Source organism: Paenibacillus sp. FSL H7-0756 (genome assembly GCF_038006765.1).
In the GTDB taxonomy this organism is placed as follows: domain Bacteria; phylum Bacillota; class Bacilli; order Paenibacillales; family Paenibacillaceae; genus Paenibacillus_AQ.
Genome location: NZ_JBBOVT010000001.1, coordinates 3,237,670 through 3,262,234, shown reverse-complemented (window position 1 = coordinate 3,262,234; position 24,565 = coordinate 3,237,670). Strand labels below are relative to the sequence as shown.

Here is a 24,565-nt window from a genome sequence, read left to right as displayed (position 1 = left end):
AGGGCCCAAGCGGGCTCCTTCCATGTATCATGCTTACTTAATGCCCAGCTTCTCCTTGTTGGCCTTCATCTTCTCGCTGCGGACCTCGACAATCTTGTCCCAGTTGTTCTTATCCAGGAAGGCCTTGTGCTCCGCCAGAACACTGTCGAAGGTTGCATCGTCCTTCGCACGGATCATGCTGACCAGCGTAGTGTTCCAGTTCGTATTAATGGCCGTCTGGCCGCGGGCCTCCGGCGTTCCCTGATCCGGGTTAATGTTCTCCAGGATGAAGTGCGGCTTCAGCTTGCCTTTGCCCCATTCCTGCATCTGCTTGATCGACTCGGGGAAAGCGTCCTTGCTCAGCGCTTTGTGGCGGTCATGTCCGAAGAACATGAATTCGCCCATCCGGTAGTCCTTCTTGAACTTATCCGCATTATTAAGCTGCAGGTCTTTCACTTCCGGCAGCAGCTCAACTGTACTGTCCGGGTTCAATTTATACGTCACGCCTTCAACCCCGTAGTTCATCAGCTTCTGCCCTTCCTCGCTCAGCAGGTAGGTGAAGATTTGAATCGCTTTGGCCGGGTCCTTGCAATTCTTCGTAATGTAATTGATCATCCAGCCGGTAATCCCGGATTGATTGAGGGTCGGCTGATGCCCTACGGTGCTCTGCGGCCCGTCAACAGCCATATACTCCTTACCTGGATTGGCACTCATGAAAATCTGCAGATTGCCGCCCTGCTGAGGTGTACCGTCAAGCAGCATCGTTGCATATTTGCCGGATTTCACCTTTTCCTCAAAGCCGGTTCCGTCATCCGCGAAGCTGTCATCACTGATCGCCCCGTCCCGGTACACGGCATTCAGCGTCCGCAGCCAAGTCAGATAATCCTCATCCAGATTGCGGTTGTAGAACTTGCCGTCCTCCGTCTCCAGCGGAACGCCGATGAAATCCTGCAGCGCATCGCCGAGCGAGCCGGTCCCTTCTCCAATTGCGTTGAACCCGAAGGGAATCATGTCCGGGAACTTGGCCTTAATCTCACTCATTGACTTCCTGAAGGCCTCCGGGGTCCCGAAGTCAGGGCTGCCAAGCGTCTCATACACATCCTTGCGGATGACAAAAGCCGTCTTCGCCGGAATATTGCCGCTGTCATAATCCGCTTGGGTATTGGAATAGTTCGGATAACCGTAGGTTTTGCCGTCCTTCAGCTGGAACCAGTTCAGCGTGTCGGCAGCGGCCACCTTGTTGAAATACGGATCATACTTCTCCGCCAGCTCGTTCAGCGGAAGCGCCCAGGTGGCGGCCTTCTGCACAACCGGGGAATTGGAGTCGAAGATGGTCAGCAGATCCGGCATATCGCCGCCCGCGAAGAATGTATTCAGCTTCGTATCGTCCCCGGTAATGAACTTGATATTAATGTTCAGATCCTCTTTGATCTTCTTAGTGACTACATCCTTGCCGAAGTCCGTGTTCCACCAGTCCGCGTTCACATACCAGGTTAAGTCCGTAGGCTCCTCTTTCTTATCCAGCTGCCAGGCCGGAGTCTCCGGGTCTACCGTATACCGGCCTTCAAGTGATACCTCTACTTCCTTAGTGGAACCGCCGCCGGAGCTGCACCCTGCCGCCACCAGCATAGCTGCCATCAGGAGCAGCGCGGGCTTCAGTGTCTTTTTGCCGAGAACCTTAGTCATCTTGATCATCTTCGTGACCTCCTATAATGTAGTGAACCTCTTCTACTCCTTGACCGCTCCCAGCATCATGCCGGAGATGAAGTACCGCTGAAGAATGGGATACATCGCAACAATTGGCAGCGTAGTAATAACAATAGTCGCCAGCTGTACTCCTTTGGTGGTGGTCTCAATGACGACGGAGCCTCCGATATTCTGCATGGACTGGGTCTGCGACTGCACAATAATCTCATATAGCTTCATCTGCAGCGGGTAGAGCGCCTGATCGGTAATGTACAGCTTCGTGGTCATGAAGTCGTTCCATTGTCCCACCCCGTTGAACAGGGCGATGGTTGCCATCGCGGGCATGGAGAGCGGAATGAAGATTTTCAGGAAAATATGCCAATCGCCTGCGCCGTCAATCTTAGCCGACTCCTCCAGCGAATCCGGCACGTTACGGAAAAAGTTCATCAGAATCACCACATCGTAATAGCTGAATAATGCGGGGATAATGTAGACCCAGAAGGTGTTCAGCAGCCCGAGCGATTTGATCAGCAGATACGTCGGAATCATTCCGCCGGAGAAAAACATCGTGATCACACCCATCGCCACATACAGCTTGCGGCCTCGGATATATCTTTTGCTGAGCCCGTAGCCGATCATTGCGCAAAAGAACACGTGGGTGATCACCCCGATGAATGTCTTGGCGACCGAGACCACGAAGGATTGGCCGATCGTGCTGTCATTGAAGACCGCCCGGTAATTCTCCAGTGAGAATTCTTTGGACCAGAAAATGAATCCGCCTTCGGCAAGCGCCCTGCCCGAACTAAGGGAGGAGATAATGACGTTCCATAAGGGAACGAGGATAATAACCATGAAGCAGACCAACAACACCTTATTTACCGCATCAAAGATCCGGCTGTCGAGATCTTCCCGTATGACCTTCCGATTCACTCTAACGCCCCCTCTACAACACGGATTGATTATCGTTCAATTTACTGGTGACCTTGTTGGCCATAAGCAGCAGGATTACTGAAACAATGGAGACACCGAGGCCGACAGCCGTAGCATAAGAGAAATCGCCCTGCGTCATCCCCATCCGGTAGACATAGGAATTGATGACCTCTGCTTTCTCCCGGTTCTGCGAGTTCATCAAGACCAGCGTCTGATCCAGATTCGAGCCGAGTAAGCCGCTTACCGTAAGGATCAGGTTCAGGCTGATGATCGCCTTCATGTTCGGAAGGGTGATATTCCAGATCTGGCGCAGCCGTCCGGCTCCATCAATCCGGGCTGCTTCGTAGTAGGTGGGGTCGATCTTAGCCATAATGGCCAGATACAGAATCGTGCCCCATCCGGCTTCCTTCCAGATATCCGACAGCGTGGCAATCCACCAGTACTTGCCTGCATCCAGCAGGATGTTGGATGGCTTCGAGATCAGCCCGAGGTTCAGCAGCAGCTCATTGAACAAGCCGGAAGTAGAGAACCAGGTAATCAGCATCCCGCCCAGGACGATCCACGACAGGAAATGCGGCAGGTAGGAGATCGTCTGGACGAATTTTTTGAAGCGGCCCATGTTCAGCTCATAGATCATAATGGCGAGAATAATCGGAATGATGAACCCGATCCCAAGCTTCAGGAAGCTGATGCCCAGCGTATTGATAACAGCATCCCAGAAGTATTCGTCCGACAAAATAATCCTGAAGTTATCCAGTCCCACCCAGGGTGCAGTGGATAAGGTATCAATGACCGTGTAATTCTTAAAAGCAATGGTCAGCCCGTAGATGGGTATGTAGCAGAAAATAATCATAAAAATAATGCCTGGCAGCACCATCGACTGAATCTCCCACTGCCTCTTGTAATCGGTTACAAACTCTTTAATCCGCTGCCCCATGGGCTTCTTGGCGGACGGGGGTATTGCTGGCGGGATGGAAGCTGATGCAACAGACGCTGATGTTTTATTCATGATCTTGTCCCCCTCTCCATTGAGATATCCAGATGGTGCTAACATTGGTGCATAAATTAATAAAAACGTTTTTATTTTGGCGCAAAAAATCCCCCTCCTGTAAAATCAGTTTCACCCGCTGCCCTCTATCTGCGGTCCTTCCGCTCCAGCTTCACATGACTTGAGCCTCTTACGACAAGCTCGCCCTGCAGCTTCTGTGCCGCGCCCTGCTCCTTGTCCTGAATCATGCGGACCAAATGATCAATCGCCAGCATGCCCTGTCTTGCAATCTGATTCCTTACCGTCGTGAGCGGCGGCGAATAATAAGGTGCGATATCAATATCATCGAAGCCCATCACGCTGACATCCTGCGGCACTTCATAACCGTAGCTCTTGAGCGCTTGAATACAGCCCATTGCACTGATATCATTGCCGGCCAGGAAGGCGTCAGGGACTCGTGCGGGATGCAGACGGAGGTAAGACTTCACGGCATTATAGGTGCTGTCCTCCTCAAAATACCCCTGAAGGATAAAATCCTCCTCCACCGGAAGCTGGTATTCACGCAGCGCGGCCAGATAGCCTTCCTTCCGCTGCACGCTGTCAAACATCGTGTCCACGCCGGAGATATAGGCAATCCGCTTATGCCCCAGGCTGATTAAATACTTCGTAGCCTCATAGCCTGATTCATAGGAATCAAAGATAATGCTGCCCATTCCTTCATCCTCCAGCACCCTGTCCAGAAACACCGCCTTGATCTTGTCTTTCTTCATCGCGGCAATGTCCTGCTCGTCGATCCCCAGCTCCTCATAGATAATGACACCATCTACCCGTCTTCCGAGGATGTTGCTCATAATCACTTGTTTGTCCTTGGTGACAAATACATTCAGGCCATAGCCCATGCGGTCGCACTGACGGGACATGGATTCTACCAGCTTGTAGAAGTACGGACCGGACACACTTGTCGTGAAGAATCCCAGCATCTTCGTGGTCCCCGATTTCAGCAGCTTGCCGTTCAGATTCGGAACGTAATTCAGGCGCTGGGCCACCTTCAGAATATGGGCTTTGGTCTCCGGGCTCAGCACATCCACATCATTCAGGGCGTTGGAGACCGTTGAGATGGAGACCCCGGCTTCCCGTGCGACATCCTTGATCGTTATCTTAGCCATATCAATGTTCCTTTTTGATAAAAACGTTTTTATTGACTATAAAGTAACATGAAACCGCTTTAAATACAACACTTTTTCTCATGAGCTTGTCCTGCCACCTTTATACGCTTAATGATTACCTTGAATATCCACCCTTCCGGAGGGAGGGTATGTGGTTAAATTTATCTTATTTTACTATAAAGTACCGGGAGTTCGCTATGTCTTCTCACGCAGGCGGCTGAGGAGAAGACATAGCGGCCGATCAGCAGATGGGCGAACCCCCTGCGGTATTGATGTACTTGCTTTGCAGCCTGACTACTACACAGCCTAACGGCATTTCCGCTTCAGACCCAGCCCACGGTATCTCATGACCCTGCGGTACATAGATTTATCCTTCAGCTGATTAAAAATGTATGGATCAGGATTCATATTCACTTCAATAATCCACGGCTTCCGCGCGCGGTCCAGTCCGACGTCTACACCGAACTGCCGGTGGTGCGGATAAGTCTTTTTCAGCTGCTGCGCTATGCGTATGCCCAGCCGGTTCATTTCTCCCTTAAGCTGCACAAGCTGCTGCGCAGACAGATGGGTGGAGAGCAAATGCTCTACTGCGGTCGGTTTGCCGCCGCTGTGGTAATTGGTCACAATTTTGCGCGGATGCCCGAGCCGCCCGATAATTCCGGTAGCCTCCCATACACCCTTGGGACTGAGCTGCACCATCACCCGGATATCGAAGCGCCGCCCGTGATGCTTCAGCAGGTGGATGCCTTTTTGCAGCAGATAGCTCCTCTTGCCGATTCTTGCCGCCAGACTGTGATGAAAAGCCTCAAACGTAGCGAACCGGCGCACGGTCTCCTCATACTGATACATATATCCCTGCCGGTCCCTCCGCTCCGCGCGGATCACGCCCATGCCATACGTTCCCCGTTCCGGCTTGATATAGATCATTCCATAACCGTGCATCATCTGCTCCAGATTACGCCTGTTAAATCTCCGGGTATCGGGGATGAACGCCTTGATTGTCTCGTTCTTAAGCAGCAGTTGTGTCTTATACCATTTGCTCTGACCTGACTGAACCTTTTTAGCTGTCACTTATGCACTCTCCTGTCCGGGCTGGGAGTCAACACTTTTTTTTACATAAAAATACATATTCACTGCATCCTATGCCGGTGGAGGCGCCATGGAATATATCATTTGCCCCGTATGAAAAGATTAACTTGGTGCAGGATGATTGCCCTCTCCATCCCAGCTGCGCAGGCATACCCTAGTGAAGACGATCAAATGTCAATATATGTATGGAGATGAATCCATGTCCGTTGCTGCCGTAAGTGTAACCTCAAGCGCTCCGCCGATCGATGTCCTGATTCCTGCTATTGAAAAAGATCTCGCCACTCTCCCTTATGTGATTGATAGTCTTCGCCGTTATGTCCAGCACCCTATCAGCAATATTTACATTGTCTCGCCGGAGAATAGTAGAATCAGACAGCTGTGCTCCCGGAAAGCTTGCGTCTTTGTCAATGAAACCACCGTCCTGCCATTCACCAAAAAAGCGATCCGCTATTCCTCCTCCCGCTGGAACCGGTCAGGCTGGCTGTATCAGCAGCTGCTCAAGATGAACGGGGATCAGGTCTGCCGTGAGAAGTATTTCCTGGTCATTGATGCAGATACGGTGCTCATCCGTCCCCATCGCTTCCGTTCCGGCGGGAAAAGCATCTTCTATTGCCGCAGCTGGAGCCAGCCAGAGTATTTCCGCACCTACCGCAAGCTGCTCGGTGTACCTGCGCCTTCGCCCAAGTCGTTCGTGACCCACTATATGCTGTTCGAGTCCGCGAAGCTGGCCAGTCTCAAAAGAAAAATAGCAGCCCGGCACGGCATGTCCTGGCATGCGGCTATTCTGCACTCCATCAACAAGAAGCGGCAGTTCGGCTTCTCTGAATTTGAGACCTATGCCAACTACGTGTACAGCTTAAACCGCACCTCTGTGGTGCTCAAAAATGCCAATAATAAAGCGCTGAAGACCCCGGCGGGCTCATTGGGAAAAAAGCAGATAAGCAAGTATGCCCATACTTACCGTTCGCTCTCCTTCCATCAGCGCAAGGGATACTCCACTCCGGGCAAGCCTTAAGGAGGCAGGATATTGATGCATACTATTCTTCTGTGCGGCGGCTCCGGCCAGCGGCTGTGGCCCCTGTCCGGCAGCATCCGCTCCAAGATGTTCCTGCAGCTGCTGCCTGCACCAGGCGGGGGCACAGAATCCATGATCGGGCGGGTATGCCGTCAGCTCGCTCAGGCCGGGCTGGATGAATCCCTGTTGTTCGTAGCCCATCAGGAGCAGGTGGCTCTCACGCAGCGGCATACCGGGAGCAATTATCCGGTAATCGGAGAGCCATACAAGCGCGGGACCTTCACTGCTGCCGCGTTCGGCGCGCTGCACTTGCTTGCCGCCGGAAAGGCACAGCCGGAGGATATCATCTGCATCGCTCCGGCTGACATGTACGCGGATGATGATTTTTTCCGCCAGTTCCATCGATTCGAGGCCATTCTGGCCGATTCTGGGGCCGAACTCCTCCTGCTTGGAACGAGACCTTCATCTCCCTCAGAGCAATACGGCTATATCGTCCCGTCACAGGAGGACGCTGGCGGGTATGCTCCGGTATTATCTTTTGCTGAGAAGCCGGATAAGGTTAAAGCCCTGGAGCTGATGCGGGAGAAGGCCTTATGGAATTGCGGGGTATTCGCTGTGCGGCTGGGCTTCCTGCTGGAGCATCTGGAGAGGCTGGAGCTGCCTGTGGAATTGACAGCATTAACCGCACAGTATCCAGAGCTCCCGGTCCGCAGCTTCGACAAGGAAGTGGCAGAGCGCAGCACCAAAGCGGTTGTCGTAAGGCATGAAGGGGAATGGTCCGACCTGGGAAGCTGGGATACGCTGACGGCCCGGCTGCCGTCACAGGTCATTGGAGTAGGAGGGCTATGGGGAGAATGCGGAGACAGTTATCTTATTAACGAGCTGGAGGTGCCGCTGCATGTCATTGGGGTCTCCGGGATAGTCGCCATAGCCGGTCCCGAAGGCATTCTCATCGCAGATAAGAAGAACGCTAACATGATCAAGGAGATTCTGGCGGAGAATGAGCGGCGGCGGCAGGACTGCCCCTGATTAAAATAACCCCACAAAGTGAGGCTTTAGCTTCGATGATGACTCAGGTACTTTGCGGGGACCCCAAAACATATAAATCTTTTTAAAAAAACGCTACTGACAACTTTATGTCAGTAGCGTTACTATATTAGTCGCATTTATAGAACCCTGTGCTGTATACTGTTTTTCACATACATTCGGTCCGTGTGCCTGCTTGCGAGCATAATGTATACTGTTTTCCACATACATTCGGTTCGTGTGCCTGCTTGCGAGCACAATGTATACTGTTTTCCACATACATTCGGTCCGTGTGCCTGTTTGCGAGCATAATGTATGCTGTTTTCCACATACATTCGGTCCGTGTGTCGCTGTACCAGCCAATTGCTATTCGGTTCTAAGTTTCCGGAGCAAGTACAAAGAGATATCCCAAACGGCCTTCGCAGACGGTTCGGGATATCTCTAAACTATGCTAATTATAGGATTTGAAACACTGGCTGCTCCGGAATAAAGCGCACCGGCACCTCCGGGAACTGCCGGCTCAGCCGCTCTGCCAGCAGCTTCATTCCCGGCGCTTCGCTCTCGGCATGGCCGAGCATGATGAGTGCCCTGTCCTTGCCCTGCCGGACCGCGTCGCGGATATACTCAGGCACCTCCCATTCGAAGCCTTCACCGGCGATGACCAGATCAAGCGACTCCTGCTCATATATCGGGATGACCGTACTGCCGTTTCCCCGGAAACCCACCAGCACCCCCACCTTGGAGCATGTGGCAGAGAGGTTCCCGGCAACGCGTACATAGGGAATGTTCAGCTTCCGCTTCACATATGCAGCAGTCTCCGAGACGGTCATATCAGGAATAGTGAGGATCGATACCTCAGGCAGATGCCGCTCTATATATTGCTCCCACTCCAGCTCCCGTAGCAGCCCTTCCACGATTCCGTCCAGTGTATAGCGGTGTATCGTGTCATGGAAGCGGTAGATGCCTACCCCGCTGCTTGTAATCAGTGCAGACTTCTCCTGGTAGACGGAATCCTGCTCCCACTCGCTCCCGTGACCTTGGTGGCTATAAAATACACCTTCATGAGTGATTACCAGATTCGCGCCAAGCCGGACCGCCTGCTCCACCACATATTGCGAAGCGGCGAAGGCAGTCACGATTCCCTGCACTTCTGTTCCCGCAGCGTCCGGCGCAAGCTTATCCACCGTATTCGCGGGCAGCTGTACCCCTGCATTCAAGTGCTCCATCACATCACTGAAAGTCAGTGCCATGAGATCTTCTCCTCCTTGATGTTACCCGAATGAGTTCCCGGCACAGCCTGTCAAAAGACAGGACAGGGCCGTCAGGTACACAGATGCTCCCTTAGTAGATGGTCCGGCATAATGCATCTGCAATTCCGCTCTTGCGGTAGAAATACGTATTAATCTGGTCACGCCATTCCTTGGCATGAGCCGCCTGCCCCTTAAGGCGTTCCTCCACCTGAGTGTACAGGCCGTCTGCGATGCTGCCCTTCAGTCCGCTCCAGGCGTCCAGCAGCCCTTCAGCACGCTCTGCACCCTCGAAATGCGTATCGTAGATATGCTGGATCACGGTTTTGCCGGAATGCAGCACATGAGTGTATGGTACATGGTGGAAGAACAGCAGCAGCTCATCCGGGCATTCCTCCAGCGAATCATAACGCACAGCGTTGCTGCCCATGTACTGAGCGCTGTAGCCGGTACCGGTATTCACGGTACGGTCTACCCCGATGCCCTGATGATCGGCATAGTGGTAGGTGCCCCACATGGAATATTCATAGCCGTCCACATTCGGGCCGTAGTGATGCTCGGGATTGATCATCCAGCCTACGCCAAGCGGCGAGGTATAAGACTCATAGATCTCCCAGGAATCCAGCAGAATCCGGCTGATTACCCCGGCTACCGCGGTGTCCGCACCAAACGTCAAGGCGATCCATTCTTCCGCAATCTCTTCCGCGCTCAGCTCAGGATTCCAGGCCAGCCGGCCGAAGCCGTAGAGATTCGCCTGGGCCAGCAGATGGCCGGTCCAGTTCCGGTCATTGCCCACATTGGATACCGCCGCAATTCCGCTCAGGCGGTTGCCCCACAGCGATCCGTCAACGATCCGCTTCACCGGAGCCGGGCCGCCTTTGGCCTGCGTATCGAAATCCATAATCTCCTTCCACTGCGGAACGAGATAGCAGACATGACGCTGCTGTCCGGTATATTCCTGGGCGATCTGGAATTCGATCACATGGTTCGTCCGTTCCAGGGCGCCAAAGAGCGGAGAGACCGGCTCTCTGACCTGGAAATCCATCGGGCCGTTCTTGATCTGCAGAATGACGTTATCATGGAACTGGCCGTCCAGCGGCTTGAAATGGTCATAAGCCGCTCTGGCCCGGTCCGTCTTGCGGTCACGCCAGTCCTGCTTGCAGTTGTATACAAAACAGCGCCAGATGACGATACCGCCATAAGGCTCCAGGGCTTCCGCCAGCATGTTGGCCCCGTCTGCATGGTTCCGCCCGTAAGTGAACGGGCCGGGCCGGTTCTCCGAATCGGCCTTGACCACGAAGCCGCCGAAATCGGGAATAGCCGCATAGATGTCAGCCGCTCTCGTCTTCCACCATTCCCGTACACCTGCATCCAGCGGATCAGCCGTACCGACTTCTCCTTCATGCATAGGTCCGGCGAAGTTCACGCACAGGAACAGGCGGATGCCATAGATGCGGAAAATATCGGCGATTCCCGCCACATCCGGCAGATAGGTAGAGATAAACAGTGTCTCAAGTGCATGAACGTTAACATTATTGATCGCTATTGCGTTAATGCCGGCGGTAGACATCAGCCGCGCATAGTCTGTAATCCGGTCCATATCCTTCGTGAACTGATTATTCTCATACAGGAAGGATCTGCCGGAATAGCCGCGCTCCACACTGCCGTCGAAATTATCCCAATGATTAATTATCCGCAGCGAATTCAACGGATTCACTACTTCATCCAGATGCTCAATGTCCTTGCCGCTGGCGATCAGCCGCAGAAGATGGAAGACACCGTATAACACGCCTGCCTGGGAGGAAGCCCCTACAGCAATGCATTTACGGGACTGGCTGGTACGAATGGCGAATCCTTCCGGTCCCACAGCCTGGACCGTCTTGTCCTCGAACAAGCCCTGAATCAGCGGATGATCCCCCGCGAAGGTGCCGAAGGCCACACCGAATTCTTCCGGCTGCGGCTTGGAGACAGCCTCAAGGTCCAATAGCGAGGCAATGCCTCTTGTCCATTCCTGAAGTGCAGCCTGGATGGTCTCCCCGCCTTCTGTAACGGATACCGCTCCGCACCATTTCACATATTGCTTATATAGGGGGCCTTGTGGAAGCTTAGGATAGCTTAACCACGCATTGTATCCGCTGTCATATTGTGCAGCATACTCATTCCCGGATTGTTGTCTCATGTCCATATCTCCTCCGTATCCATCTTGTATACTAGATTTCATTCAGGTTCATCCTACCATGCAGCCGCAGCCCCGGAACATTGTCAAATCACGCTAATATTTACCCAAATCAAGCAGAATCCTGTATACTAAGAACAAGTGTACAGCTGGTACATACCTGTCACATGAACGCAAAGTATCAGGGGGCGATCCTATTGGTTGCAGCTTTTGAACCGCCGGTCCCGGGCCAAAGCCTTAGTGAAACTATCATCCCGGATGTGAAAACCACGCTCAACCTCTTCGGCATGCATCTGCGTAAGGTGAGCGGGGAATGGGATTATCCGCAGCACGCCCATCCCCAATATGAATTCAATTATGTGCTTGAAGGGGAGCAGCAGCTCACAGTTAACAACCACAGCTACCTCCAGCGCGCCGGGGATCTGGTCCTCTTGAGGCCGGGCGATATCCATTCCAGCCGCAGTGGAAACGGCGGGGCCTTCACCTATTTCTGCATCCATTTCGATATCGATGACAAGCTGTTCATTTCACTTCTCAGCCGGCTGAATCATGTATTGTTCACCTCAGAGAGCAATGTTGCCCATAGATTAGGACCGCTCCTCAGCAGGCTGGTGGAGATTTCCACCTCCGGCTCCGGCAGCATCACGATCTCCCAGCGCATGAGGCTGCAGTCCGCCGTCTTCGAGCTGTTCGCCCAGCTCTGGGAGGTCTTCTCCCTGGAGGCTGACAATTCCTCTCCGGGCACTTATGAGCGAATCGAGCTGGCCCACCAGATCCGCAGCCGCCTCCAGAGCCTGATCTACCAGCAGTTCAAGCAGGAGGTTCCCTATGACAGCCATTATGGCGTTGACGACATCGCCGCTGAGCTGGGGATCAGCCCCTCGCACTGCTACCGGGTCTTCCGCCAGGTATTCGGCCTCTCCCCACGCGTCTACCTCTCTGAGCAGATGCTGCATGAGGCCAAGGTACTGCTGGATGACCACAGTTTGACGGTCAGCCAGATCTCCGGCTTGCTCGGCTACCGCGATATCGCCCATTTCAGCAGACAGTTCAAGCGCTGGAGCGGCAAGTCGCCGCGGGAATACCGCGAGAGCAGGAGCTAGGCAGAGAGCGAAACCTGTACAGATTTATATTTAGTAAAAGCCTGCCTTCATCGTTGATGAGGGCGGGCTTTGTGCGCTATTGCGGGTGGGGCTTGATGAAGGCCCGCCCTATTTTTTGATATACGTGGCGAAATGCTCCTGGAGGTTCTTGGAGTCGATATCCGCCCGCAGATGATGGTGCAGCAGCTCGTCGATCCCCGCGGTGTCGCCCTGCACGATATAATCCAGAAGCTGCTGATGCTCCTGCTGAATCGCCGTCAGCTTCTCGTCCTTCAGCATATGCAGCTTGCGGTAGCGGATGTAGTGCACATTGAACTGCTGGAGCACGCCCCACAGGAACTCACGCCCGGCCAAGCCGAACATCGTGCGGTGGAACTGGTCATCCAAGTGCAGGAATACCTCCGCCCCCTCCGCCTGCTCGATACACTTCTGCTGCTGTGCAAGGTTGTCCCTTAGCTCATGCAGCCCTTTTAACGGGATATTCCCGGCCAGCGACTTCATAATCTCCTTCTCCAGCACATTGCGCAGATAGATAATCTGTTCCACGGACTCCAGGTCTATGTAGGATACGAGATTGCCTTTTTTGGGATAGATATCGACGTATTGCTCCAGGGACAGCTGCTTCAGCACATCACGGATCGGCGTCCGCGACAGCTGGAAGCGCTCGGACAGAGCCGTCTCACTGATCATCGCCCCCGGCTTCAGCTCAAGGGAGAGAATCTCCTGCTTGAGGTAGGCCATTATTTCTTTTTTGGAAGTCATGGAATAGACCAACTTTCTGTTCGGGATTGTTCTTCCCCCCATTATATAGAAAAGGGATATGAATTTCATTGACAAAGATGTACACATATTCTATGATCATTACGAATCGAACTTGTATACAAGATTATGCCACATGTAACGCTGGTTCTGTAAGGTCAATTGTCACAAGGCTTCGGATGGTTATCATTTGTATTTATGCTTATCTTACTTAAGGAGGAAAATGACAATGAATATGACTTGGAGATGGTACGGCGAGGGCAACGACAACATCACTCTTGACCACATCCGTCAAATCCCGGGCGTTATGGGCATCGTCTGGTCGCTGCACCACAAGGTGGCCGGTGAGGTCTGGGAAATGGAAGAAATCCAGAAGGTTGCCGATCAGATCACAGCCAAGGGCTTCAGTACAGCGGTTGTTGAAAGCGTCAACGTTCATGATGATATCAAAATCGGACTGCCGTCCCGCGACAAATACATCGACATCTATATCGATACAATCCGCAAGCTCGCCAAGGTTGGCGTGAAGGTCATCTGCTACAACTTCATGCCGGTGTTCGACTGGACCCGTACCGAGCTGTATAAGGAGCTGCCGGACGGATCGAACGCCCTCTTTTATGAAAAGGCTGCCATTACCGATAATCCGCGCGCAATGGTAGACCGCATCCTGAAGGGTGCCGGACAATTCACCATGCCGGGCTGGGAGCCGGAGCGGCTGGCTAAGCTGGATGAGCTGTTCGCGGCCTATGCTGACGTTACCGAGGATAAATTGTTCGACAATCTGAAGTATTTCCTGGAGCGCATCATTCCGGTGTGTGAAGAAGTGGATATCAAAATGGCCATTCACCCGGATGATCCGGCCTGGCCGATCTTCGGACTGCCGCGCATTATCCGCAGCCGCGATACGATCCGCCGCTTCCTGGACATGGTGGACAGCCCGTATAACGGCCTGACCTTCTGCACCGGCTCGCTCGGAACGAACCCGGAGAATGATCTGCCGGCAATGATCCGCGAGTTCAGTGACCGGATTTATTTTGCCCATATCCGCAATGTGAAGGTGTTCGACAATGGAGACTTTATTGAAGTATCCCACCGTGGCCGTGATGGCAGCGTAGATGTGGCAGAGGTTGTTAAGGCGTACCATGAGAGCGGCTTCACCGGTTATGTGCGTCCGGACCACGGCAGACATCTCTGGGGCGAGGAGAAAAATTGCCGTCCAGGCTATGGCCTCTATGACCGGGCGATGGGGATCATGTATCTGCTGGGCGTATGGGACAGCCTGGACAATGTTAAGGAGGCCAAGTAAATGCTGAGTCTGAACAGAAGCAGCATTGCTGATCGGGCAGCCTGGGAAGCCGCAGGGGTAGAGCTGCCAAAGTTCGATTTCGCAGCGGTCGCGCAGAATACGCTTGCGAAGCCGGAGTGGGTTCACTTCGGGGCGGGCAATATTTTCAGAGGCTTCGTGGCGAATGCGCACCAGAAGCTACTGGACAGCGGCAAGGCCGACACCGGCATTATCGCCGCCGAGACCTTCGACTTCGAGATGATTGACAAGGTCTACAAGCCTTATGACAACCTGACTCTCTTGGTGCTGATGAATGCGGCGGGCGACTTCCAGAAGCGGATCGTCAGTAGCATCGTCGAAGGCATCACTGCAGACAAGACCCGGGAAGCGGATTACAGCCGGTTGACTGAGATTTTCGAAAACCCCAGCCTGCAGATGGCGAGCTTCACGATTACGGAAAAAGGCTATTCCCTAACCGGTCCTGATGGACAGTACCTGGGCATTGTGCAGAAGGACATCGCCGGCGGGCCGGAGCATCCGGTTCATGCGATGAGCATCGTGGCTTCCTTCGCCTACAAGCGTTACCTGAAGGGCCAGTACCCGATGACCTTCGTCAGCATGGACAACTGCTCGCATAACGGCGACAAGCTGAAGCAGGGCATGGTCACCATCGCCAAGGAATGGGCCGCTAAGGGCCATGTGGAGGAAGGGTTCGTCGCTTATCTGGAGGATGAGCAGAAGATCACCTTCCCGCTGTCCATGATTGACAAAATCACCCCGCGCCCGTCCGAATCCGTCCAGGCGGCACTGCTGGAACAGGGCATCGGCGGTATGGATGTCATCGTCACCTCCAAGAACACGTATACCGCTCCCTTCGTTAATGCGGAGATCAGCGAGTATCTGGTCATTGAGGACAAATTCACGAACGGTCGTCCGGCGCTTGAAGCAGCCGGCGTGATCTTCACGGACCGCGACACGGTTAACAACGTGGAGACGATGAAGGTAACCACCTGCCTCAACCCGCTGCATACGGCGCTGGCGGTCACCGGCTGTCTGCTCGGCTACACGCTGATCGCCGACGAGATGCAGGATGCTACGCTTCGTAAGCTTGTCGAGACTATCGGCTACAAGGAAGGACTGCCTGTTGTTGTTGATCCGGGCATCCTGAGTCCGAAGCAATTCCTGGACGAGGTGCTGCAGGAACGGTTCGCCAACCCGTTCATCCCTGACACTCCGCAGCGGATTGCCACGGATACCTCGCAGAAGGTTGGCATCCGCTTCGGTGAGACGATCAAATCGTATATCCGGCGGGAAGATCTGGACCCGTCGCAGCTGACCGCCATACCGCTTGCTATCGCTGCCTGGTGCCGGTACTTGCTCGGCGTGAATGATGAAGGCGCTGCCTTCACGCTCAGCCCTGACCCGCTGCTGGAATCGCTGCAAGCGCGGCTTGCGGGGATTACGCTGGGCGCAGATGCGGCTACGGCCGCTGGCGTGCGCGCGGTGCTGGAGGACCAGGCCATCTTCGGCGTGGACCTGTACGCCGCCGGACTGGGCGGGACGATCGAGGCCATGTTCACCGAGATGCTGGCCGGTCCGGGCGCGGTCCGGGCTACGCTGGAGAAGTATACCGCCTGAGTTGTGGGCCGGGTGTGTGCGAACACGCGAACATAAGTAAAAAGGCTAGGCCCTCCTTGTTCAAGGAGGGCCTAGCCTTTTTTTGTGTGGTGAGTGTTGCAAGTATGGCCGGTGGCGGGGAAGATAGCGTATAAACCAGTCTGCGGCACCAATCACATTAGACTGCGGAGTTGGCCCGTGGTGGCGGCGAATTCAGGAGCACTTGTGCTCTTCATTTGCTCGTTTAGCCAACTTTCCCGGGATTCAGGAGCACTTGTGCTCTTCATTTGCTTAGTGGGCGCGCATCTGGATAAATCAGTGGGATTTATCCCTTTCATTTACTCCTGCCGCCTACTTTTGGCGAATTCAAAGGGATTTATCCCTTTCATTTACTCCTCCCGCCCATTTTTGGCGGATTCAAAGGGATTTATCCCTTTCATTTACTCCTCCCGCCCACTTTTGGCGAATTGAAAGGGATTTATCCCCTTCAATTGTTCATTCCCTTAGTTTCCCTTGTAGCCTTAGCTTCATTGAAGCATCATTTTCGATGCTCCAGCTATAAGCTGATACTACTCCTGCTCCAGATACTCAAAGTAATCAAAATCCGCCGGATGCAGCGTTCCGCTGAGGTCCTGGGCGCACATGCCGATGAAGGTGCCGGTAAACCGGATGTAGGCCGGGAAATCATCTGACAAATGATAGATTTCTAAGGCAGGGCCGATCATCTCCCAGGAGGATTCGCCAGCCTTGTAATAGAACTGGGCAAACTCGCCGTCGATGACGACCTTGAGTGCTACACTTCCTCCGGCAGGCAGCGGAACCTCGGGCGTCAGGGTGTCTTCATAGACCCCGTCCTTGGAGCGGATGAGTCCCAGTGTTCGGCCGAGGACTTCATCGTGCGTGATCCGCAGATAGAGGTAATCCTTCGTATCGTAATAGACAATCAGGCCGGCCATCTGCTGGAAATGCTCCGGTTCGAAGTCCACCGAGGTCTCAGCGCTGCACCGGAAGGCTTGCTGGCGCAGGGCGACCAGGCTCTGACGGTGCATGGAGCTCATCGATTCCTTGCCACGCAGGCGCAGGTATCCCGGACGTTCCTGAAGCGAGAGCCAGGACTCATCCGCAGGTACCCGCAGGGTGCTCCAGCGGACATCCAGCTGCGGAGCATCGAAATCATCACGCGGAGCGGCTGACGCAAAAGGATGCGCCGGAAGATCCGGGCCTTCCACCGTCAGCGACGGAGCATTCCCTCCACCAGACAGGGCCAGCCAGCCGTCTTCAGTAAATGTGGCGCGCTGAATTGCCGTCTCCCGGCCCAGGTTGCAGTACTTGTCCTTGACCGGACGGCCGCATAGATGGACCATGTACCATTCACCTGTCTGCGTCTCGACCAGGCTGGCATGGCCTGCTTTTTGCAGCGTAAGCTCGGGGTTGCCTGCAGAGGTCAGCAGCGGATTAATAGGCGCGGTCTCGTAAGGACCTTCAATCTGCTTTGCGCGGGCTACGGTCACCGCATGATCATACTGCGTACCGCCCTCAGCCGTAATCAGATAATACCAGCCGTCCTTGCGGTATAGGTGCGGGCCTTCAGTCAGCGCCAGCTCCGTTCCTTTATAGATCGGAGTAACCGGTCCAACCAGGCGCTGCTCTTCCGCCGAATATTCCTGGAGCACAATCCCGGCGAAGCTGTTACGGCCGGTGCGGTGATCCCACAGCATATTAACAAGCCATTTGCGCCCGTCCTCGTCATGGAACAGCGAAGGGTCGAAGCCGCTGCTATTCAGGTACACAGGCTCAGACCAGGGGCCTTCGATATTCTCCGCAGTCACCAGATAGTTAGGTGTATCCTTGAAGGCACCTTGGCGGCTTTTGACGTCGGTATAGATCAGATAAAAGAGTCCATTGTCGTACGTAAGGCAAGGTGCCCAGATGCCGCCGGAATCGGGGTCCCCCTCCATATTAAGCTGCGAGCTGCGGGTCAGCGCATAGGTCAGCGGCCGCCAGTTCACCAGATCGCGCGAATGATGAATCCGCACGCCGGGGAACCACTCGAAGGTAGAGGTGGCGATGTAATAGTCATCCCCTGCCCGGCAGATCGACGGGTCGGGATGAAATCCGCGCAGAATGGGATTATGAATCAGATTTCGGCTCATAGTTTCTCCTCCAATGCTTGCCGTCCTGCTTCCAGTAAGGCAATGATTTTGTCAGTGTCGTAGATACAGCCCTTCCAGGTTCCGCCGCTGGCTGCTTGAAGCGCAGCCCACAGCCGGGTATCCTCCGGCAGGCCCGGGTCAACCGCCAGGCCCGGATGAGGTGTCCGCGAAGCCAGAATCAGCGTCCCCGCATCCTTGGTCAGCGGCTCATCCCCCTCACCGACCAGATTCACGCTTCCTTCCAGATTCACAGTATCAATCCGCACCTCCACCCAGTCATTATCACGAAGCTTGCCAAGCGGGCCACCCGCCAGTGCTTCCGGCCCCATATGGCCGATGCAGGCACCTGTGGAGACGCCGGAGAAGCGGGCATCCGTGATCAGCGTGACATATTTGCCGTAAGGCAGATGCTTGAGCGCCGAGGTGAGCTGGTAAGTCTCCTCCATCCCGGTTCCGCTCGGTCCACGGCCGATGACGGCCAGAATATCCCCCGCTTGAACCATACCCAGCTTGATGCTGCGGATGGCGGCTCTCTCTGTGGTGAACACCTTCACTCGCCCGGTATGGCGATAGACGCCCTCGCTGTCCAGAACGGCAGGATCAATGGCTGCCGATTTGATAACTGCACCTTCGGGGCAAAGATTGCCGATAGGGAACGTCATAGTAGACGCCATGCCCTGGCGCTTGGCCTCTTCCGGGCTCATGATGACAGTATCCGGGTCCACACCGTCCGCTTCCAGTAACCGCTGCCGCAGATCAGTCCGCCGCTGCGAGCTCTCCCACCAGTCCAGATTCTCGCCCAGAGTCCGCCCGGTCACCGTCAGCACGGACTCGTCAATCAGTCCCAGCTTGCGCAGATGCAGCATGACCTCAGGAACACCACCTGCCAGAAACACCCGGATGGTCGGATGCGGCACGGGACCATTCGGCAGCACGCTGACGAGGCGCGGGACCATCCGGTTTACCCGGTTCCAGTCCTCAACGGTCGGAACCTTCAGCCCGGCGGCATGGGCAATGGCCGGCAGATGCAGCAGCAGATTCGTTGAGCCGCCGAAGGCAGCGTGCAGCACCATCGCGTTTTGTATCGACTTATCCGTAAGAATGTCGCTCATAACAATTCCGTGCTGATCCAGATGCTGAAGGGCCCGGGCCGACTGGCGGCCGATGTTCTTCCAGATCGGCTGCCCCGAAGGCGACAGGGCCGAGTGCGGCAGGGCCATGCCCAGCGCCTCGGCAATCACCTGGGCAGTCGCGGCGGTGCCGAGGAACTGACAGCCGCCGCCCGGCGTCGCACAGGCCCGGCAGCCGAGATCCGCAGCTTCTTCGAGGGACAGCTCTCCGTTGCTGTACCGTGCCCCGATGCTCTGTACCTTACCCGCGTCTTCTCCTTCCACCGGCGGCAGAGTTACGCCACCGGGCACAATAACTCCCGGCAGCTTGTGCATCCCGGCAAGGGCCAATAGCATAGCGGGCAGGCCTTTGTCGCAGGTAGCAACGCCAAGCACACCCTTACGGGTAGGGAGTGAACGAATCAGCCGCCGGAGCACGATGGCCGCATCATTACGGTAAGGCAGGGAATCGAACATGCCTGTGGTTCCCTGGGAACGGCCGTCACAGGGATCGCTGACATATCCGGCGAACGGAATCCCCTCATTCGCGGTAAGCTCCTCCGCAATCTCCTCCATCATGACGCCAATCTCCCAGTGACCGGTATGATAGCCGAGCGCCAGCGGAGTGCCGTCCTCGCGCCGGATGCCGCCCATCGTTCCTAGTATTAGGTATTGGGGCCGGTTCAGCAGCAGCGGATTCCAGCCCATCCCGGCGTTCTGGGTCATGCCAAAAATCTCTCCGCTCGGCGCATTCCGCAGCACCTCCCCGGTAATCGGCAACTGGCCCGCCGGTCCCTCCGCAGCGGTATGTACAGGTTCATTCTCAATGATGTCTTCCTTCATTAACTCTTGCACACTCAGTTTCACAGTAACCCCTTCTCTCCCTCAGTATGATTGAACTTGCCCTGATGCCTAAGCTAAGACAACGAGAGCTTTCCTGCAAGTAGGGTCACCTCCCGGATCGCTTCTTCCTGCTTCGCGGTGAAGGCATGCTGAAGCATCGAAGTGCTGACAGCGGCAACCGCCTTGCCTGCGGCATCCAGTACCGGCGCTGCCACACAGCTGATACCTTGGATAATCTCCTCCTGATCCAGCGCGTAGCCGGTCTTACGGATCGCTGCCAGAGCTGCTGTGAACTTAGACCAGTCTGTGAGCGTGCGGGCAGTGACCACAGGCAGCATTTTACCCGGATAACGCCGTTCCAGCTCTCCCTCCGGCAGTAGCGCCAGCATCATCTTGCCCATCGCCGTCGCATGTGCCGGAAACCGCATCCCGGGGCTGGACTCCAGCCTTACCAGGGACTGCCCCTCCTGCTTGGCCAGGTAAATAATCTCATCACGGTCCAGCACCGACAGCTGAAAGGTCTCCCCCACCACCCCGACACTCTGCGACGATTCTGTCAGGAACCGCTCTACCAGATTCAGATTCTGCTTAAGAGAATCATTGTAGACGGTATTATAGTAGGAGATCCCGGAACCAAGCACATACCTCTCGCCCGCATCCTTCACCACCCACCCCAGAGTCTCCATTGTGCGCAGCAGCGAGAACATCGAGCTTTTGTTAATGCCGGTCTCCTCGCAGAGATCTGTCATTTTGAGCGCTCCGGTCTGTCTTGAGATGGCCTTAAGAATCAGATCCGCCCGTTCCAATGCCGGAACCCAGTATTTCTGCTCCACACTCTATCCCCTCTCATAAATGCGTTGCTTAAGCTTAATCAGTTCACTATAATAATCTTATGTTTATAATAACAAACCAGGAGGCAAAAATAAAATGAAACTTAGCCGCCCCAACGCAGGTGTCTTTCCTCCCGTTCCGACAATTCTGGATTCTGCGGGGAAGTTCGACCGTGCCGGTATGAAGCTGCTGATCGACCGATTGATTGAGCAGGGGGTTCACGGAATGTTGTTCTTAGGAACCGCCGGAGAATTCACCCTGTTCACCGCAGAGCAGCGCGAAGAGATTGCAGAAGCATGCCTGGAGTATACGAATAGCCGCATCCCGGCCTGGATCGGCACCGGCAGCAACACGGTCGCTGAGACCCTGCGGTTGTCCCGCCATGCTGCTGAGCATGGAGCTACCGGCATCGTTATCATGAATCCGTATTACTACAAGCTGAGCGAAGAGGCTCTGTTCGCGCATTTTGCCGCTGTGCTGGAAGCCGTCGATGTGCCGCTCATGCTGTACAACTTCCCGGCTATGACCGGCCAGGACCTCAGTCCGGCCTTCGTTGCCCGCCTGGCCGCACATTATCCGAATGTACTGGGCATCAAGGATACCGTGGACCAGCTTAGCCATATCCGCCAGATGATCATGCAGGTTAAGGCGGTCAGTCCGGACTTCTCCGTCTTCTGCGGGTTCGATGAATACCTGCTGCCTACGCTGGCTGCGGGTGGAGACGGGGCAATTGCTGCCAGCGCCAACTTCGCGCCAGAGCTCATGCTGGGTGTGTACGACAGCTTCCAAAAGGGAGACTTGGCCGGAGTGCTCGCCTTCCAGAAGCGTCTGATTGAGATTCCGGCGCTGTATGCCATCGATGATCCGTTCGTTGCTTCTATTAAAGAAGCCGTCCGTCTGTCCGGCCTGCCGGTATCGACACACAGTCTGGCTTCGCCTGGGGTGTGGAGTGCGGAGCATGAGGATAGGCTGAAGCAGATTTTCAGCCGGGCGGGTATTGCCCAAGGGTAAGCGAAATTTATAGCGCGGACTCATCCATTCTTATTTTCAAGGTCAGCTCATCTTTGAAGGTCAGCCCATGATGGGCTGGCTTTTTTGGTGCAGGGCGGTACTTTGTACTGTTCCTATTACAGCCTCTTGCACAGCTTCTTGCACGGTTTCTTTTAAGATGCCGCATATGGTTCTTTGCATGACTCTCAGTGAGGTTCCTCCTTTCTTCGTTGTGAAGGTTGGTCTATAATTTTGTTCAGATGCACAATGAGTGATTGAGAGGCAAAATAGGGGCGGTTACCCGCTCAAGACGAGGAGGGAGTTCCGGTTGTTTCAGTTATCGGAGAAGCAGGCGCAGGAGATTGTCGACAAGATGATGATGGACATCCCCTATAACATCAACATCATGAACGATCAGGGGATCATTATCGGCAGCGGGCATAAGGCAAGGGTCGGCACCGTTCATCAGGGGGCTGTCGAGGCGCTGTCCACCGGGCACAGGGTCGAAGTCATGGAGGACGGGCGATATGAGAAAAAGGGCACCAACGAACCGATTGTCATCGGCAATACCCGCGTAGGTGTAATCGGAATCTCCGGCAGCCCGGAAGAAGTCCGGCCTTTCTGCAATATCGTGAGGACCACGGTATCGCTGCTCATTGAACAAAGAAACACGCTGGAGCATCTGGCCAGCGAAGCCAGCCGCAAGAAGGCTCTGCTGGAGATGCTTCTTGATCATCAGGGAGCGTACTCCCAGAAGCTGCGAAAAGAAGCCGCGGCCTATCAGATCGACCTTCTGCAGAAGACCACCGTGCTGTATCTCAAGCATGTGCGGCCGGAGCTGGATGAGGCGAAGCTGCTGTTCCTGCATCCGTCCTTCCAGCTCGACGGGGATACATGGGTAATCCTGGTCCAGAACCGGCCGGATTGCAGCCGGCTAATTGCCGAACTGCTGCATAGCCAGCCGCAGCTTCTGCTGGCTTCGGGCCGGCTGGAGGCCAGTATCGCAGAGGGCTACCGCCAGGCCAAAGCTGCCCTCGGCGTTCTTCTGGCACTCCGTCCTGCTGCGCAATCAATCCGCTACGAAGATGCGGAATTCCTGGTGAAGCTCAGCCAGTCGAGCCTGTCAGACAAACCCGGCACTACAATCAAGCTGGAGGATACCGCCGATCTGCTGGAGACGCTCCGCAGCTTCATCAACCACAATTGCAGCGTCTCGCAGACGGCTGAGCAGCTGAACATCCACCGCAACACGCTGCAATACCGCCTGAAGCGGATCGAGAGCATCACCGGCAAGGACCCGAGGAACCTGCTGCAGCTCTTCGAGCTTACACATGAGCTGCTGGCATTGTACAAGTAACGGTTGCTATACAAAAATAGCCCCGGGGAACCGTATCCCCGGGGCTATCTCTATGGCAGATAGCTATTCAGCCAGCTTCAGCAGCCTGGCGATGTTCTCACAGGTCCGCTCGACATTGGCGGGGCCGTCAGCCAGCAGCTTCTCCAGGCTCGAAGCGCCGGGAACGATGCCGAAGACGGCATCGATTCCTTCGGCGTAGAGCGTCTCGATTCCCTCGCCGATGTAACCGGCCAGGGCGATGACTTTTTTGCCGCTGGCCTTGGCGGTGCGGGCTACGCCGTACGGCGTTTTGCCGAACTTGGTCTGGAAGTCAATCCCGCCTTCACCCGTGAAGACGAAGTCCGCGTGCTCCAGATTCTGCTGAAGCCCTGTGTATTCAATCACAATCTCGATTCCCTTCTGCAGCGTGGCCTGTGTGAAGATCATCAGACCCGCGCCCAGTCCCCCCGCTGCTCCGGCTCCGGGAAGGTCGCGTACATCCTTGTGAAGCTGCTGCTTCACAACCGCCGCATAATGGGCCAGGTTGGCATCAAGCTGCTGCACCATATCGGGGGTGGCCCCTTTTTGCGGACCGAATACGGCTGAAGCCCCCTGCTCCCCGCAGAGCGGATTGGTCACATCGCAGGCAACGATGAGCTGAACCTGCTGCAGTCTCGCATCAAGCCCGCTAACATCTACACTAACCAGCCGTCCCAGGCTGCCGCCGCCGCGCGGAAGTAAATCCCCCGCTTCATCCAGGAATCGGGCGCCGAGCGCTTCGGCCATTCCGGCCCCGCCGTCATTGGTGGCACTTCCGCCGATGCCGATGATGATTTTGCGGATACCCCGGTTCAAACATTCCAGAATCAGCTCGCCCGTCCCGTAAGTTGTGGTGATCAGCGGATTGCGCTCAGCTTTGTCCACCAGTTGAATGCCGCTGGCCGAAGCCATCTCGATGGCCGCTGTCCGGCCGTCACCTAGAATGCCGAATTGCGCCATCACCGGCTGTCCCAGCGGGCCTGTAACTTCTAAATAATGAATCTCTCCGCCGGAAGCATCGACAAGGGACTGTACGGTTCCCTCCCCGCCGTCAGCCATCGGAACATGGATATAGGTTGCTTCTGGGTATATCTTGCGGAGCCCGGTCTCCATCGCTGTACATACTTCTTTCGCGGTCATGCTCTCCTTGAAGGAATCCGGCGCCAGCACAAAGGTTCTCTCTCTCATTTCCACACCT

General features: G+C 55.1%; 19 protein-coding genes. 7 read left to right on the top strand and 12 right to left on the bottom strand.

The window, feature by feature from the left end:
- Positions 1-33: 33 nt before the first annotated feature.
- The 5 genes from NST04_RS14155 to NST04_RS14135 all read right to left on the bottom strand — a co-directional run bounded on the left by NST04_RS14155 (position 34) and on the right by NST04_RS14135 (position 5,820).
- Complete coding sequence (locus tag NST04_RS14155) at positions 34-1,674, bottom strand: sugar ABC transporter substrate-binding protein (protein ID WP_341184767.1); 1,641 nt, start codon at positions 1,672-1,674, stop codon at positions 34-36.
- A 33-nt stretch (positions 1,675-1,707) separates the two neighbouring features.
- The gene (locus NST04_RS14150; RefSeq protein WP_341184766.1) at positions 1,708-2,595 is read right to left on the bottom strand and encodes a carbohydrate ABC transporter permease; all 888 of its coding nucleotides are present in this window, start codon (positions 2,593-2,595) and stop codon (positions 1,708-1,710) included.
- A 13-nt stretch (positions 2,596-2,608) separates the two neighbouring features.
- A complete protein-coding gene (locus NST04_RS14145; RefSeq protein WP_341184765.1) occupies positions 2,609-3,604 on the bottom strand; it encodes an ABC transporter permease in 996 nt (331 codons plus the stop codon).
- A 125-nt stretch (positions 3,605-3,729) separates the two neighbouring features.
- Positions 3,730-4,749, bottom strand: coding sequence for a LacI family DNA-binding transcriptional regulator (locus NST04_RS14140; RefSeq protein ID WP_036698589.1), 1,020 nt, complete (start codon positions 4,747-4,749; stop codon positions 3,730-3,732).
- A gap of 306 nt (positions 4,750-5,055) precedes the next feature.
- On the bottom strand, positions 5,056-5,820 hold the full coding sequence (locus NST04_RS14135; RefSeq protein ID WP_341184764.1) for a YheC/YheD family protein: 765 nt from the start codon (positions 5,818-5,820) through the stop codon (positions 5,056-5,058).
- 217 nt (positions 5,821-6,037) lie between these two features.
- Here NST04_RS14135 and NST04_RS14130 point away from each other — a divergent pair, with 217 nt between their 5' ends.
- Together NST04_RS14130 and NST04_RS14125 are read left to right on the top strand one after the other, a co-directional pair.
- On the top strand, positions 6,038-6,853 hold the full coding sequence (locus tag NST04_RS14130; protein WP_341185249.1) for a DUF6492 family protein: 816 nt from the start codon (positions 6,038-6,040) through the stop codon (positions 6,851-6,853).
- Between the two features lie 15 nt (positions 6,854-6,868).
- On the top strand, positions 6,869-7,882 hold the full coding sequence (locus NST04_RS14125; protein WP_341184763.1) for a sugar phosphate nucleotidyltransferase: 1,014 nt from the start codon (positions 6,869-6,871) through the stop codon (positions 7,880-7,882).
- 452 nt (positions 7,883-8,334) lie between these two features.
- On the opposite strand, the gene NST04_RS14120 is transcribed toward NST04_RS14125, so the two are convergent.
- Both NST04_RS14120 and NST04_RS14115 read right to left on the bottom strand, forming a co-directional pair.
- Positions 8,335-9,129, bottom strand: coding sequence for a Nif3-like dinuclear metal center hexameric protein (locus NST04_RS14120; RefSeq protein ID WP_341184762.1), 795 nt, complete (start codon positions 9,127-9,129; stop codon positions 8,335-8,337).
- Between the two features lie 91 nt (positions 9,130-9,220).
- The gene (locus tag NST04_RS14115; RefSeq protein ID WP_341184761.1) at positions 9,221-11,305 is read right to left on the bottom strand and encodes an alpha-glucuronidase family glycosyl hydrolase; all 2,085 of its coding nucleotides are present in this window, start codon (positions 11,303-11,305) and stop codon (positions 9,221-9,223) included.
- Between the two features lie 164 nt (positions 11,306-11,469).
- On the opposite strand from NST04_RS14115, the gene NST04_RS14110 reads away from it, so the two are divergent.
- On the top strand, positions 11,470-12,405 hold the full coding sequence (locus tag NST04_RS14110; RefSeq protein WP_341184760.1) for a helix-turn-helix domain-containing protein: 936 nt from the start codon (positions 11,470-11,472) through the stop codon (positions 12,403-12,405).
- A 108-nt stretch (positions 12,406-12,513) separates the two neighbouring features.
- On the opposite strand, the gene NST04_RS14105 is transcribed toward NST04_RS14110, so the two are convergent.
- Positions 12,514-13,167 carry a GntR family transcriptional regulator gene (locus NST04_RS14105; RefSeq protein WP_341184759.1) on the bottom strand — a complete coding sequence of 218 codons (654 nt, stop codon included), beginning with the start codon at positions 13,165-13,167 and terminating at the stop codon, positions 12,514-12,516.
- Between the two features lie 226 nt (positions 13,168-13,393).
- On the opposite strand from NST04_RS14105, the gene uxuA reads away from it, so the two are divergent.
- Both uxuA and NST04_RS14095 read left to right on the top strand, forming a co-directional pair.
- Positions 13,394-14,470: a mannonate dehydratase gene (gene uxuA / locus NST04_RS14100; RefSeq protein WP_341184758.1), complete on the top strand. Its 1,077-nt coding sequence runs from the start codon at positions 13,394-13,396 to the stop codon at positions 14,468-14,470.
- Positions 14,471-16,087 (top strand): mannitol dehydrogenase family protein, encoded by a 1,617-nt coding sequence (locus NST04_RS14095; protein WP_341184757.1) that lies wholly within the window; start codon positions 14,471-14,473, stop codon positions 16,085-16,087.
- Between the two features lie 548 nt (positions 16,088-16,635).
- Here the strand turns inward: NST04_RS14095 and NST04_RS14090 are convergent.
- From NST04_RS14090 to NST04_RS14080, 3 genes are all read right to left on the bottom strand, one after another.
- Positions 16,636-18,219: a glycoside hydrolase family 43 protein gene (locus NST04_RS14090; protein ID WP_341184756.1), complete on the bottom strand. Its 1,584-nt coding sequence runs from the start codon at positions 18,217-18,219 to the stop codon at positions 16,636-16,638.
- Positions 18,216-20,171, bottom strand: coding sequence for a YjhG/YagF family D-xylonate dehydratase (locus tag NST04_RS14085; RefSeq protein WP_341184755.1), 1,956 nt, complete (start codon positions 20,169-20,171; stop codon positions 18,216-18,218). The genes NST04_RS14090 and NST04_RS14085 overlap by 4 nt, the downstream gene beginning before the upstream one ends.
- Positions 20,172-20,245: 74 nt before the next feature.
- On the bottom strand, positions 20,246-21,004 hold the full coding sequence (locus NST04_RS14080; RefSeq protein ID WP_341184754.1) for an IclR family transcriptional regulator: 759 nt from the start codon (positions 21,002-21,004) through the stop codon (positions 20,246-20,248).
- Between the two features lie 94 nt (positions 21,005-21,098).
- On the opposite strand from NST04_RS14080, the gene NST04_RS14075 reads away from it, so the two are divergent.
- The gene (locus tag NST04_RS14075; protein ID WP_341184753.1) at positions 21,099-22,013 is read left to right on the top strand and encodes a dihydrodipicolinate synthase family protein; all 915 of its coding nucleotides are present in this window, start codon (positions 21,099-21,101) and stop codon (positions 22,011-22,013) included.
- 307 nt (positions 22,014-22,320) lie between these two features.
- Positions 22,321-23,349 carry a CdaR family transcriptional regulator gene (locus NST04_RS14070; protein ID WP_341184752.1) on the top strand — a complete coding sequence of 343 codons (1,029 nt, stop codon included), beginning with the start codon at positions 22,321-22,323 and terminating at the stop codon, positions 23,347-23,349.
- A gap of 63 nt (positions 23,350-23,412) precedes the next feature.
- Here the strand turns inward: NST04_RS14070 and NST04_RS14065 are convergent, their stop codons facing one another.
- On the bottom strand, positions 23,413-24,555 hold the full coding sequence (locus NST04_RS14065) for a glycerate kinase family protein (RefSeq protein ID WP_341184751.1): 1,143 nt from the start codon (positions 24,553-24,555) through the stop codon (positions 23,413-23,415).
- Positions 24,556-24,565 lie beyond the last annotated feature (10 nt).